We start from the raw sequence: 12,138 nt of genomic DNA, 5'->3' as shown, positions 1-12,138 counted from the left end.
GCCATTATGCCGATATCGGCATAACGGGCATTGGACCGGCCATCGCACTCGGCTCAATCGCGACCAGCGCGGGAGCTTCGGCAGCCCGGACTATGCGCGCGAGGAGCTGGTGGCTGAAATGGCGAGCGCCTTTACCTGCGCATCGCTATCGATCCGTCCGACCGTGCGGCATGCCGACTATGTCGGCGCATGGCTGGCGGTGCTGCGCGAGGACGAGAAGGCGATCTTCCGCGCGGCAAGTGCTGCCAGCAAGGCGGCCGACTATCTGCTCGGCCTTGCGCTCGCCGAACAACATCAACGCCGGCAATGAGACTTTGCGCATAAGCTGCGGATCGGATTGGCCTTGCCATCCGGTCCGCGCCTGCCACAGGTTATGGATCCCATGCGAAACGATCTCGATCATCTGCCGCAAGCCAAGCAGCGCGAGCTCGCCCATGTCGTGCGCATCCTGTTCGAGGAGTTCGCAGAGATCACCGCGCGCACGACGGACCCGAAGAAGAAGTCGGCGCGGATCCTCAAGCTGGTGCTGTTCGGCTCCCATGCCCGAGGCGACTGGGTCGATGATCCGATCGGTGGCTACACGTCCGACTATGACATTCTCGTCGTCGTGAACGACGAGCGGCTGACCGACGTCACCGAATATTGGGGTGCGGCCGACGACCGGCTCATGCGCGAGGTGACGATCGCGCAGACGCTGAGCGCGCCGGTCAATTTCATCGTCCACACGCTCACCGACGTGAACAAACAGCTCGAGCGCGGGCGGCCGTTCTTTGTCGATATCCTGAAGCAGGGGATCGCCTTGTACGAGGCGGAAGGATTCCCGTTTACCGCCCCGCAGAACTTGCCGCCTGAGGAGGCGCGAACGGAGGCTCAGGGATACTTCGACGAGTGGTTTCCGAATGCAATGAGGCGCTTCGATTTGGCGCACACTGCGATTGAACGGGGCTATTCAAAGCAGGCCGCTTTCGATCTCCATCAGACGGTAGAGCAACTTTACCACTGCACGTTACTCGTGCTGACGCTTTACAGCCCTAAATCACACAAGCTGAACTTCCTGCGTTCGCGCGCGGAGGACATTGCGCCGTCGCTGATCGAAGCATGGCCACGTGACGACAAAGACAGCCGGAGGCGGTTCGAGCTTCTCCGGCAGGCCTATGTGAACGCGCGCTACTCGCCCCATTACAAAATCACTGCCGAGGAACTCGCGTGGCTCGGCGAGCGCGTCGCGGTTCTGCGCGATCTTGTACGCGCGGTCTGCGACGCGCGATTAGCGACGCCCGAATGATCGGGCGCCGCTATTCGGGGATTCTGGGGGGGTCTGACGGCGAGAGAAGGGGACGTACCCTCGCCGTGAAACCAAAATATGAGCGCCGGCTGTCGCAGCGATTTGTCAGGCTGCGATGAATGTGTCGCAATTTGTCGCAGCCCGTGCGTAATCGCGGTAGGCGGCAAACTCATAAATCACGAACGGCCAACTGTGGGTGGCTAGCCGCCTTCCGAGGCCTTTGATGAACGGCGGCGGAGGGAATGGAATCGTCCGCTCATTTGGATGGCGATACAGGCTACTGCGCTAACGCCCACGACGAAAGAACTGTAGATTCCGGCCACTAGCCCAAGATCGGGACGCAGCACACCTAGCGCCCCGAAGGCGAAAGTCACTCCCCATATCGCGAGCGACGTCGCAAGGAGAGTTCTGGCTGCTTTCAGCACTTTTGAAGCCATGCCTCACCTCCCAACCCAATCGGTTGTAGCACCGACGCTCATGTCCGCAAATGGGCGTTAGCAGCCACTCGCGTTTTTGGGTTCACTGCCTAGTCGGCCCCGGTTTGATCGACAGCATTCACTATCATTGCCGCCAATGCCTCTTCAGCGCGCGTGCGAGCGGGCTGGTCCTTCGATGCGAGATCGCGACGTATCCAATCCGGCATTCGGGCGACAAATTCCACGATCGCGGTTTTCATCTGATCGTTCATTAGTCGGCTATGCTCATGCCGGAGCGCCACCGGCAACCTCGAAAGCCCGCCGCCCGCGTCGGCGCCACAATGCCAGGGCATGCTCGCGGTCATCACCCCGCAGTCTCGCCGCCGCCTCGACCAAGAGGCCGAAGATGACGGCGCGGTCATCATCGGCCAGGTCGATCAGGCCAGCTTTGGCGACAAGACCGCCCAGCTCGATCAGCTGGCGCGTGCGCTCGCGACGCTTCACCACCCAGGCTCGCTTGTCGTCACGCGCGATCTTTGCTTCCAGGCGGTATCGCGCCGCCGTCGCGCGCCGGATCTCTGCCAGATTCTTGCGGATCAGTTCCGGCATTCTTGCGTGCCCTGCTTTGAAAGAACGCCGCGCCCCGCTTGCGCCAGCCCTCCTTTGTCGAATTGTCGCTCGCCTCGACCGCGGCGAGGAGGACGCCCGCGAGTTGTTCGGGCGGAAATGCGTCGGCTCCAGTGGCGGTCACCAACTCGCCGAGCTGGTGGAGTTTCTGATCCTTCAGGCGCCTGGCCTTGTCGGTCAGCGCCTTCAGCTCGGCGTCGAAATCGCGGGGTCTGCGCATCGGTTCGTCCTCTTGTTGTACGGCGAGGACGAACCAGTTATCGCTGTCTTCGATCAGCGACAACGCCCTGAAATCTCATGGGATTACGCAGTCCCGGGAAAGATGAATTCTTTCGAGGGCGCGCTTATACGTCGTGCCGACGTGCGCTTTAGGGTGTAAGTGGATTGCCGCAATGGCGATCTACCATTTCTCGGCAAAGATGATTTCGCGCGCCAACGGCTCGTCTGCGCTGGCGGCTGCCGCCTATCGTTCGGCGTCACGGCTGCACGACCAGCGGCTCGATCGCTATCACGACTTTTCGAACAAGGCCGGCGTCGTCCATTCCGAGATCGTGCTCCCGGCCGGGGCACCGGATACGCTTGCCGACCGGGAGCGACTTTGGAACGAAGTTGAGGCGGCGGAGATCCGCAAGGATGCGCAGCTTGCGCGCGAGATCGAGTTCGCGCTTCCCCGCGAGCTGAACCAGGCGGAGGGCATTCGGCTCGCGCGCGACTTCGTCGCCCAAGAGTTCGTGGCGTGCGGGATGATCGCCGATCTCAACGTGCACTGGGATGTCGGCGCCGATGGCGAGCCCAAGCCGCACGCGCATGTGATGCTGACCACGCGCGACGTCGGCGAGGGCGGTTTCGGTGCGAAGGTCCGCGACTGGAACCGAACCGATCTTCTGGAGAAATGGCGCGAAGCCTGGGCGGAGCACGTCAACACGCGGCTGGCCGAATTGGATATCGATGCACGGATCGATCACCGGTCCCTGGAGGCGCAAGGAATCGACTTGGAGCCACAGCACAAGATCGGTGCGGTCGCCGCGCGGATGGCCGAACGGGGGTTGCAATCCGAGCGGCTCGAAGAGCATCACGCGATCGCGCGCGCCAATGGCGAGAAGCTATTGGCGAACCCGGCGCTGGCGTTGGACGCGATCACGCGCACCCAGGCGACGTTTACGACGCGTGAGCTTGCGATGTTCGTGCATCGGCATAGCGACGGAAAGGATCAGTTCGATCGGGTGATGGCGACAGTCAGGGCCGCGCCTGAATTGATCGCGCTGGGCAAAGACGGGCGCGGGCAGGATCGCTTCACCTCGCGCGACATGCTTGCGTGCGAGCGACGGTTGGAACGTGCTGCTGACCGCCTGGCGATGCGCCGGCATCATGCGGTCCCGGCGGCCGCGATCGGGCAATCAATCGCGTCCGCCGAGAAGCACAGCTTGACTCTAGAGGGGGCTCAGAGGGCCGCGCTCGAACATGTAGTTCGCGGGGCCGACCTGACGGCTATCACAGGTTATGCCGGCACCGGGAAATCGGCCATGTTGGGCATTGCGCGCGACGCATGGAGCCGGGCCGGATTTGAGGTGCACGGGCTTGCCCTGTCCGGCATCGCCGCGGAAAATCTGGAAGCCGGATCGGGTATCGCGTCGCGGACGATCGCCAGCCTCGAGCATCAATGGTCGCAAGGTCGCGATCTGCTGACCGAGCGCGATGTACTCGTGATCGACGAAGCGGGCATGATCGGTACGCGCCAGATGGAGCGGGTGATTGCCGAGGCCGAGAAGCGCGGCGCCAAGGTCGTGCTGGTCGGCGATCCCGAGCAGCTGCAAGCGATCGAGGCCGGCGCGGCATTCAGGTCGATTGCTGAACGGCATGGCGCCTATGAGCTGACCCATGTGCGGCGGCAGCGCGCCGACTGGATGCGCGATGCCACCCGCTGGCTGGCGACCGAGCGCACGCCGCAAGCCCTCGAAGCCTATTCCGAGCATGGTGCGGTGCATGCGGCCGAGACCCGCGGCCAGGCTCGCGCCGAACTTGTCGATCGCTGGGACCGCGATCGTCAGGCCTCACTGAAATCTAGCTGCATCATCCTGACGCATACCAATGAGGAGGTGCAGGCGCTCAACGCGCTGGCCCGTCAACGCATGCGGGAGAGTCGGGACCTGGGCGAGGATGTCGCGGTCCAAGCCGAGCGGGGCGAGCGGCGCTTCGCATCCGGCGACCGGATCCTTTTCCTCAAGAATGAGCGCAGCCTCGGGGTGAAGAACGGGTCGCTGGGCAGGGTCGAGAGCGTCAACCAGGTTCGCATGGTGGTGCTGCTCGACGACGGCCGATCGATTGCGTTCGATCTCACGGACTATGACCAGATCGATCACGGCTACGCCGCCACGATCCACAAGGCGCAGGGCATGACGGTCGATCGCGCGCATGTGCTGGCGACGCCCGGCCTCGATCGGCATGCAGCGTATGTCGCACTGTCGCGGCACCGAGACAGCGTGGAGCTCCACTATGGCCGCGACGACTTTGCCGATGAGGGCAAGCTAGCACGCGTGCTTTCGCGCGAGCGCGGCAAGGACATGGCGTCGGAGTATCTGCAGCGGGGCCGTCCGACCGGAGTCGCGGCCCGTCCGCCGCGGCGTGATGTCTTAGCCGGGCTAGGGTTGCCGATGGTCTCCGAAGCGACACCGTCGCAGCTCGATCGCGCGCTGGAGCGCGTGGGCCGCGCCGTTGCCGACATCATGCGGCTGCGCGCCGGAGGTAGCGCTGAACTGCCGCACCAGCGCGTCGCCCTGGACGCCGCGGCGAAGGATCTGAACGCGCTTCGCCCCGACGCAGCACGTGATCTCCAAGCGGCGTTTCGCTCCGACCCCAAGCTGGTCGACGACGCGGCGCAGGGAAGAACGGCGCAAGTGCTGCGCGCGATGGCGCTGGAGACGGAACTCCATGATGATCGCGTCGCGCGGGCGGACAGGTTTGTGGCGGACTGGAACCGCCATGCCAGGCGCGCTTCCGCGTTCGATAAGGGCGGGGAGCGTTGGCGCGGCGACGAGGTTCGCACCGCAATGACGGGGATGGCGAAGGGCCTGCAGCGCGACCCTCAGCTCGAGTCGCTGCTCAAGAATCGCATCAAGGAGCTCGGAATCGGCGGTAGCGGAGGAAGTTCTTTGTCTCACGATCTCCAGAACTATCTCGGCCTCTCGCGTGGTCGCGGAATCAGCATTTAAGCCGTGCGCATGACACACGAACCAGATCATTCGCCCAGCGAAACCGCCCGTGCATTTGAGGATTTCCGCGCCGAGATTAGCTTGCTGCGCCATGCCCTCGAAGGCCTCACTGCCGTGCGTGAGCGCGTGCCCGACTACACGCCGACGCTCGCCGAAATGGCCGGTCGCATGACGGCCGTGCTTGGCATCCTTGCCCGGATCGAGAAGGCACCGGCGATAGCGCTGACGCCGGTCGAACTGACCAAGCAGGTGGCTGCATCGGGCGCCCAGGCCAGAGCCGAGGACGCGCGCAAGCTCGATGAAGCGCGTGACGCGATCACCCGCTCGATCGGTCGGATCGATGGGATCGTCGAACGCGGGCAATCGGTCGAAGGGCGAACGCGACGACTGATCTGGTGCTGCGCCGCCAGTGCGGTTGCTGCGGTCATTCTATGGAGTCTGCTTGTGCACCTGATCACTGGGTGATCTTGGCTTTCGAGTGATTGGAACGAAAGAGCAGAAGGTCTGCTTAGCGCCCTAATTCCGGTCATAGCTCGCTGACTTGGCGCAACCCGGAAGCGGACATCCGAGAAGTTCGTTGGCAGCCTACATATAACGGCGATGCGCGGCGGAGATGTCTCCACCGCGCATCTATGGCGATCGCTTGGTCAGCCCTCGACGAGGCGAGCAGGTCGGCGTTGCCGATGCCGACGGCGCGGCCGAGGTCGCCTGACCCGGACGCAGGGGCTAGCGGTGGCTCACGCTGCCCATCGCGTAGCCCGAGCCGAAAGATCCGCGTGCGGCGTCGGCAGCGTCGGCCGACTTCATGAAGAGGTCCAGATTGAGCGGGTGACGGTGAATCTCTTCCGAGAACTCCGCGTCGGCGGCGGCCTCCGCCTCGATCGAAGCAGTGATCTCGGCCAGCTTCTCGTAGTAGACCGCACGCATCAGGTTCAACGCGGTCTCGATCTGCTGACGGGCGCGCCGGACGAGGTTTCGATCCACAGTTTGCCGCCTGGTCACCACGCCGACCTTCGCTTCCGCCCCGCTGAATTGGAGGATGACGAGCTCGCCCTGCCATTCGCCGCCGTAGCTTCCGCCGGAGCCGAAATGGGCGATAGCGCTGTCGCGCAGATCGCTCAGCTCCTTGTGGACGACCTTCTCCTCGTCGCCGAAGCGGGCGCGAAGGTCGAAGCCGCCGCGCTCCTTCGACTCGGTCTTGGTCGCACGGACGTAGAGCACGAGCGCGTTGTTTAGCAGCGCGGATTCGGTGATAAGTTTGCGGTGGTCGTCGGGATCGGCCGGAACGGTCAGCTCCGCCTCCAGCGCATCGATGCTCTCCATCGCCATCACGAGATCGGTCGACAGGGAGTGGAGATCCCGCGCGCGCCGGATCTGGTTCGCGAGCGGGAGGAGCCGCTTCTCGGCGAAGAGGCGATCGGCAAAGGCGGAGAGATTGTAGGTCGGGTCCGGAGCGGTCATCGCTCGAATTTAGGAGCGGGCGGGCGCACTTCAAATACAAGGCGCTGGCACGACGCGAGGATCGGGAGATGGGCATGGCGGACCGCGAGAATAGGGCTGCGGAGTTCGCGCGGTGGGACAGCTTCTCGCGCTTCGCGCGGCACATCCAGTTCACCGGCCGCTACGTCTGGGGCGACGAGGAAAGGGCCTTTTTGGAGACGGTGCTCGCCACGATCCACGACCGGGACGTGCACTTCAAGGCGGGGCGGACCTTCTACCGCGCGCAGCTCGGCGTCGATTTCCTCGACCAGAAGGACGAGGACGGCAACTGGACGGGCGAGGAGATCGTCGGATTCGGAGCCAAGCGGATGAAACCCCTCACAGATCGCGCCCGTGAGGGACGAGCGAACCCTACCGGCATACCTGCGCTCTACGCGGGCACCACCGTCGAGACGGCAATATCGGAGGTGAGGCCCTGGATCGGCGCGGACGTTTCGCTTGCCTGGTGCCGGCTGCTGAGGCCTATTCGGACGCTCGACCTCACGAAGGGCCACGGCAGGACCTCGTTCGCCGGACCAGTGTTCCGGCATGTTATGGGCGGCCCGGATCTGACGGCGGCAGAAAAGGAGGAGGCGGTCTGGATCGACATCGACAACGCCTTTTCGGAACCAGTCACGTCGACCGACGACCGCGCCGACTACGCGCCGACCCAGATACTGGCCGAGCTGTTCCGGAGCGCGGGATACGACGCGATCGGCTACAAGAGCCACTTCGGCGACGGAGAGAAGCGCGGATTCAACATAGCAATCTTCGATCCCGACGCCGTCGAGATCGTCGCCTGCGCGCCTTACCGAGTGGAGTCCATCAAGGTCGAGGCCAAGCAGAACGGAAACGCTTGGTCCAAGGCCCGCGACTAGGCGGCCGCGTACCGGCGAGAAACACCGTGGCGCTGGCGCCATCGCCGATTTCGGAGATCATTGCGACGTCGAGCTGCCCGGTGATCCGCTTACAGCCGTGTTTCCGTTGGAGATCGGCCGCGACGGGCGTCTCGTGGTGCTGGGATAGCTACCTGTTCTGCTCGCGCCGGGAGAGCTCGGCCAGCCTGGTATCATCCCGGACGAGTTCTTGCGCCTTGAGCGCGTCGAGCGTTCGGCGTGTCTCGTGTGGCCAGAGCCATGCATCTTCGGGAAGGACCTTCCACAAGAGGTCGAGCAGCTCGCGCGGATGCTGGGAGGCGATCCCTTCTTCCAGGTCGATGAAGTGGCCCATCCGCACCGACGATCCCGCGACCGCATCGAGGAGCGGGAGGATCGCATTGACGATCTCGACGAACCTATCCGGCATGGCCAATGCCATGTCGACCAGCCGGCCGGACGTCTGCGGCGTCCGGACCGACCTCTGCCGTGGCCACACGCGTTCGAGGAAGGGAAGGATCCGGTCGCCCCATTTCGAGTCGGGCTCGTTCGACCACCGCTGCAGATACCACAGCATCTGGGTCCGCAGTTCGTCGTCGCCGTGAATCAGCACCTCGCGCAGTTCCACGTCGGGGATGAGCGCGTCCTCTTCGGCGGGGTCGTCGCTGCCGGCCCAGCCTGCGAGCAGCATCCCGGCGAGCTTGTTGGCGTGGTCCCGGCGCTTCGCACCCGATCTCGCCAGCGCGATGAAGGCAGGCTTGAGGCGAGTGTAGAGCGGGAGCTGCGGCGTCCGGGCCGCCCAGAAATACCCTCCCCAGAAGGCTTGGGCGTCGGCATCGTCTCCGTCAGCGACCACCAGCAATCGGCTTTCGGTCCAGTCCGGGTCGATGAAGTAGAGCCAGTTCGAGTGCGGCGCGGTCATGGCGATCGCGTGCCGACGCGCGTCGCCGGGTAGCGTAAGGAGCTGATCGAGCCGGGTCTTCCACTCGGTGGGCAGACCCTTGTCTGAATTGAAGTCTACCTTCGACGGATCCTTGAAGAGGGCGTCGACCATGCGGCCGGCTGGCTGGTTGAGACCGTCATCGACCCATCCGGCGTCCGCCCGTCTGAACCGGTCCTTCGGCGGGTGGGCCGCCAACGCGGCTACGAGCAAGTCCCACACTGCCTGGAACACGTCGGGAAGGTTGGTCAGCAGCCAGGTGGCGCGGTCGCGGATCCACTCGCTGATGGGATGCCGCAGCTCCGCGACCTTCTCTGTCCCGAGCTTGGCGAGCCGCACCGCGATGGCGGTCAGTAGGCGTTGGTTGGGTTCGCACTTCGCGGTTTCATGAAGGAGAGCGGCCCATTCCCGCGCGGGAAACTCACCTTTGCGTGCGGCGTCGGTCAGCACCGCCAGCGCGAATGCGGGACGCCTTTCGGCCAGCCCGGAGAAGGGCCGGTGGTCGATGAAGGTCTCGAAGTCGCGGCCTGAGGCTTCGCGCACTGCGGCCAGCACCTCTCCGACCGGTAGCCCCTCCAGCGGAGTGGGATCGGTGTCGGTCGGAATGCTGCGGACCTTGCCGACGTTCGGCTGCGCCGTGCGATCCGCGAACCTGATCTCCCAATCAGTATTGTCCTTGCGCAGGTTGGTCATCTCGGCTTCCAGATCGAAGCCGAACTTCACCCCTTGAGCGCTCAGCCATTGAAGGCGGTTAAGCCGGTAGTGGGCCTTGATCCTGGCGAGATCGTCGCGGGGCTCGGGCCAGGGGAATGAGCCTGTCAGCAGACGGCACTCGAGATCCTGTCGACTCTTCGCGTCCAAGTCCGTCCATCTGTCGCGGAGTGCATACAGCAGGTCCCGTTCCTGCAGATCGGTCCAGAACGCCTCGTCGTCGAGAGACAGAAACACCTCGGCGGCCTCGTCCGGATCGAGGATCGCGGGCTGGCCCGCCGCCCAGATCCGGAGGCGTTCGAAGACCGGATTCGAACCGGCCGGCCAGCGGCCGAACTCCTCCCTCGCCGCCGCGCGGTCGGCCTCTGCCAGGCGGACCATCATGTTTACAAACGTCGCGAGGAGGCCGGTCAGTTGGAAACCGTCCTCGTCAGGCTGTTCTCCATCGTCCGCCCGCGTGGTGTCGAAGTATATCCGGTCATGTCCGCCGATCTCTCTTTCGAGGACGATGGCGTGCTCGATCTGGGCTCGAAGGAGCTGGAGCGCATAGCCGAGATGCTCCGCTGGAATGACGAGCGGCTCGTGCGGTCGCGGATACTTCACGTCCGGCCGAAGGACGTTCTCGATCGTCGCTTCCTCTTTGCCCGGAGGTAGTCGCGTGAGGATCGGCGGCTCGACGGTCAGCAGCGGACGATACATGTCGATCGTCGACCTGACCGTCGCCGTCGACCAGCCCGACTGGGCGACGACCGCCTCGATCTCGTAGCGCTGGCGATTGGGGTCTGGCGGGTCGGTGCGCCACGCGGCGATGAGCAGGCGCCATGCCTCTCGGATGGTCGCCGGAAAGCGATCCTGCTGCTGGCGCAGTGACCATTCGAGATGCGACACGACGTCGGGATGCAGACCGTGCTGGTGCGCCGCCCACCAGATTGCGGCCGGCTGGTGGGCGACGCGGACCAGATATGCTCCCAGATGCCACAGGCGGGTCGGCATCTTCGACGGCCGGCCGGCATCCGCACCACGCAGCCGACCCGTCGCGTCCGGCGCCAGCCGCTCGTGATCGGCTTCGGTGGCGGCAAGCAGATCCCAAGCGTCCGCTGGAGCCTCGCGGCTGGAGAACCGGTCGTCGGGATCGGTCGGCGGTGGTGGTCGATCCGAGTCGAGACCTAGTGAGTCGAACGGATCGACGCGCTCGCTTCCCTCCACGTGAGGGTCGCGTGGGCCGGGAGGCGCGTAGCGCCTCTTCGGATCGAAGACGCAGAGCCATTCCGCCGGAAGAGGCGTTCCTTTGTGCGCCAGCCGCCGGGCGCCGTCACGCGTCGCCGCGAGGTGGGCGACGATCCCCCGATCGTGGGGCTGGAGGGCGCCAGGGCCGGCAGCCGCCATGGCGATGACGCTCTCGTGCCAGGCGTCCACGTCGCGCGCTCGATCCGCCCATGCCCGCAAGGTCTCCCAGAGCGCGAAGTGGCCGTTGGCGCTGTCGTATGGGATGGGCTGCACGCCCTTGTGCTTCCATTGCGCGGCGGCCTGGTCGACGCTGCCTGACTGGAAGGCGTAGAGGTCGTTTGGCCTGTCCTCCTCCCGGCTGAGCGCCTCGAGAAGATACTGGACCGGCGGATCGTCCGCCGAATACCCGACGAACACGATCTTGAAGCGCTGCAGCAGCGTCTGGATGTAGCGGGTTGCCCAGCCATCCGCGAGATACGCCCGGCCGAAGTCGGCGCTCGAAAGAACGAACTCGTCGTCGCAGGCGCGGCTATACTCGGCATCTACGCGGCCATGGATGTGGATGACGCCCCTGAAGTCCGTCGGGCGCCGAGGATCGGGCAGATGCGGCGGATTGAACGAGCCGAGCCCGGGGTCGCAGTCCTCGAACAGCCGGTCGAAGTTGGTGGTGATCAGCCTGACTACGCCCGCCGGATCGCGTGACAGGTCGAGCAGGGTGCGATGGGCGCCGAGCCCGTGCCCCTGAGGAGGGACCAGCGCCTTGGCCACAGCCTGGCGCACCTCTTCGGGGTAGAACTCCTGCTCTAGCAGACCGAAGATCCGGTCGGTGGCGACGACGCCGGTCAGGCCGGTCGCCTTCTCGAAGTCCAGGCTCGCCGAGAACAGTCGTCTGGCCGGGCTGTCGAGGGCGGAGCCCAGAGAGGAGAGCACCCGGCCAGCGAGGCTGGGAAAGTTCGGCAGGTGTGCCTCAGCTTGCGAGACGCCCGCTCCGCAGAAGAACAGGACATGTCCCGCGTCACGGGCGGTCAGCAGTTCGTCGGGTAGTTCCGGACCGTCGGCGATAAACCTCATCGAAGCATACTAGGCGTCGAACGCGTGGCGCGGGAAGTCCGGCGTTTTGAAATTTCGATTCCGGTGCTGCCGATACGGTCTATTGGGAGCAGGCCATTAGCTCCTACTAAACGATGTCGGCATTTGCGTTAGGTCACTGGATAAACGCCGACCGTAATAGGCCCACGCCAGACCCTCCCGGCCTAAGCGGAAAGCCCTACCTCGAATGTCTGCTTCGCGATTATCTCGTCCAAAAGCTGCCTGTCTGGAAGCGGCCCAATAGCGGTCATGTGCCGTATCCAACTTGAACGGCCGGAGT

The 12,138-nt window shown here is 64.6% G+C and carries 10 protein-coding genes; 5 read left to right on the top strand and 5 right to left on the bottom strand.

What is annotated here, in order from left to right; genetic code table 11:
* Positions 1 to 310 (top strand): zincin-like metallopeptidase domain-containing protein (locus IAG41_RS22675; protein WP_187730977.1); only part of this gene is annotated, 310 nt, incomplete at its 5' end.
* A 72-nt stretch (positions 311 to 382) separates the two neighbouring features.
* Positions 383 to 1,285 (top strand): HEPN domain-containing protein, encoded by a 903-nt coding sequence (locus IAG41_RS22670; RefSeq protein WP_187730976.1) that lies wholly within the window; start codon positions 383 to 385, stop codon positions 1,283 to 1,285.
* Between the two features lie 526 nt (positions 1,286 to 1,811).
* On the opposite strand, the gene IAG41_RS22665 is transcribed toward IAG41_RS22670, so the two are convergent.
* From IAG41_RS22665 to IAG41_RS22655, 3 genes are read right to left on the bottom strand one after another with little or no spacing between them, the layout of a single operon-like run.
* On the bottom strand, positions 1,812 to 1,973 hold the full coding sequence (locus IAG41_RS22665) for a hypothetical protein (protein WP_187730975.1): 162 nt from the start codon (positions 1,971 to 1,973) through the stop codon (positions 1,812 to 1,814).
* 13 nt (positions 1,974 to 1,986) lie between these two features.
* Positions 1,987 to 2,205 carry a conjugal transfer protein TraD gene (locus IAG41_RS22660; RefSeq protein ID WP_316251214.1) on the bottom strand — a complete coding sequence of 73 codons (219 nt, stop codon included), beginning with the start codon at positions 2,203 to 2,205 and terminating at the stop codon, positions 1,987 to 1,989.
* 19 nt (positions 2,206 to 2,224) lie between these two features.
* Positions 2,225 to 2,548: a conjugal transfer protein TraD gene (locus tag IAG41_RS22655; RefSeq protein ID WP_187730978.1), complete on the bottom strand. Its 324-nt coding sequence runs from the start codon at positions 2,546 to 2,548 to the stop codon at positions 2,225 to 2,227.
* A gap of 172 nt (positions 2,549 to 2,720) precedes the next feature.
* On the opposite strand from IAG41_RS22655, the gene traA reads away from it, so the two are divergent.
* Both traA and IAG41_RS22645 read left to right on the top strand, forming a co-directional pair.
* Complete coding sequence (traA, locus tag IAG41_RS22650; protein WP_187730973.1) at positions 2,721 to 5,537, top strand: Ti-type conjugative transfer relaxase TraA; 2,817 nt, start codon at positions 2,721 to 2,723, stop codon at positions 5,535 to 5,537.
* A 9-nt stretch (positions 5,538 to 5,546) separates the two neighbouring features.
* A complete protein-coding gene (locus IAG41_RS22645; RefSeq protein WP_222950847.1) occupies positions 5,547 to 6,002 on the top strand; it encodes a hypothetical protein in 456 nt (151 codons plus the stop codon).
* A 261-nt stretch (positions 6,003 to 6,263) separates the two neighbouring features.
* Here the strand turns inward: IAG41_RS22645 and IAG41_RS22640 are convergent, their stop codons facing one another.
* Positions 6,264 to 6,998: a hypothetical protein gene (locus IAG41_RS22640; protein WP_187730971.1), complete on the bottom strand. Its 735-nt coding sequence runs from the start codon at positions 6,996 to 6,998 to the stop codon at positions 6,264 to 6,266.
* 74 nt (positions 6,999 to 7,072) lie between these two features.
* Here IAG41_RS22640 and IAG41_RS22635 point away from each other — a divergent pair, with 74 nt between their 5' ends.
* Positions 7,073 to 7,894, top strand: coding sequence for an RES family NAD+ phosphorylase (locus IAG41_RS22635; RefSeq protein WP_187730970.1), 822 nt, complete (start codon positions 7,073 to 7,075; stop codon positions 7,892 to 7,894).
* Between the two features lie 148 nt (positions 7,895 to 8,042).
* Here the strand turns inward: IAG41_RS22635 and IAG41_RS22630 are convergent, their stop codons facing one another.
* Positions 8,043 to 11,840, bottom strand: a complete 3,798-nt coding sequence (locus IAG41_RS22630) for an SIR2 family protein (RefSeq protein ID WP_187730969.1) — start codon at positions 11,838 to 11,840, stop codon at positions 8,043 to 8,045.
* Positions 11,841 to 12,138: the final 298 nt, after the last annotated feature.

Source organism: Sphingomonas sp. JC676 (genome assembly GCF_014489075.1).
Taxonomy (GTDB): domain Bacteria; phylum Pseudomonadota; class Alphaproteobacteria; order Sphingomonadales; family Sphingomonadaceae; genus Sphingomonas.
This window is presented reverse-complemented; position numbering and strand designations above follow the sequence as displayed.

What these genes read in the sequence shown, in the direction of transcription:
- IAG41_RS22630 (WP_187730969.1), bottom strand. Translation starts at nt 11,840, where the DNA reads ATGAGGTTTATCGCCGACGGTCCGGAACTACCCGACGAACTGCTGACC.
- IAG41_RS22665 (WP_187730975.1), bottom strand. Translation starts at nt 1,973, where the DNA reads ATGAACGATCAGATGAAAACCGCGATCGTGGAATTTGTCGCCCGAATG.
- IAG41_RS22655 (WP_187730978.1), bottom strand. Translation starts at nt 2,548, where the DNA reads ATGCGCAGACCCCGCGATTTCGACGCCGAGCTGAAGGCGCTGACCGAC.
- traA (WP_187730973.1), top strand. Translation starts at nt 2,721, where the DNA reads ATGGCGATCTACCATTTCTCGGCAAAGATGATTTCGCGCGCCAACGGC.
- IAG41_RS22670 (WP_187730976.1), top strand. Translation starts at nt 383, where the DNA reads ATGCGAAACGATCTCGATCATCTGCCGCAAGCCAAGCAGCGCGAGCTC.
- IAG41_RS22640 (WP_187730971.1), bottom strand. Translation starts at nt 6,998, where the DNA reads ATGACCGCTCCGGACCCGACCTACAATCTCTCCGCCTTTGCCGATCGC.
- IAG41_RS22635 (WP_187730970.1), top strand. Translation starts at nt 7,073, where the DNA reads ATGGCGGACCGCGAGAATAGGGCTGCGGAGTTCGCGCGGTGGGACAGC.
- IAG41_RS22645 (WP_222950847.1), top strand. Translation starts at nt 5,547, where the DNA reads ATGACACACGAACCAGATCATTCGCCCAGCGAAACCGCCCGTGCATTT.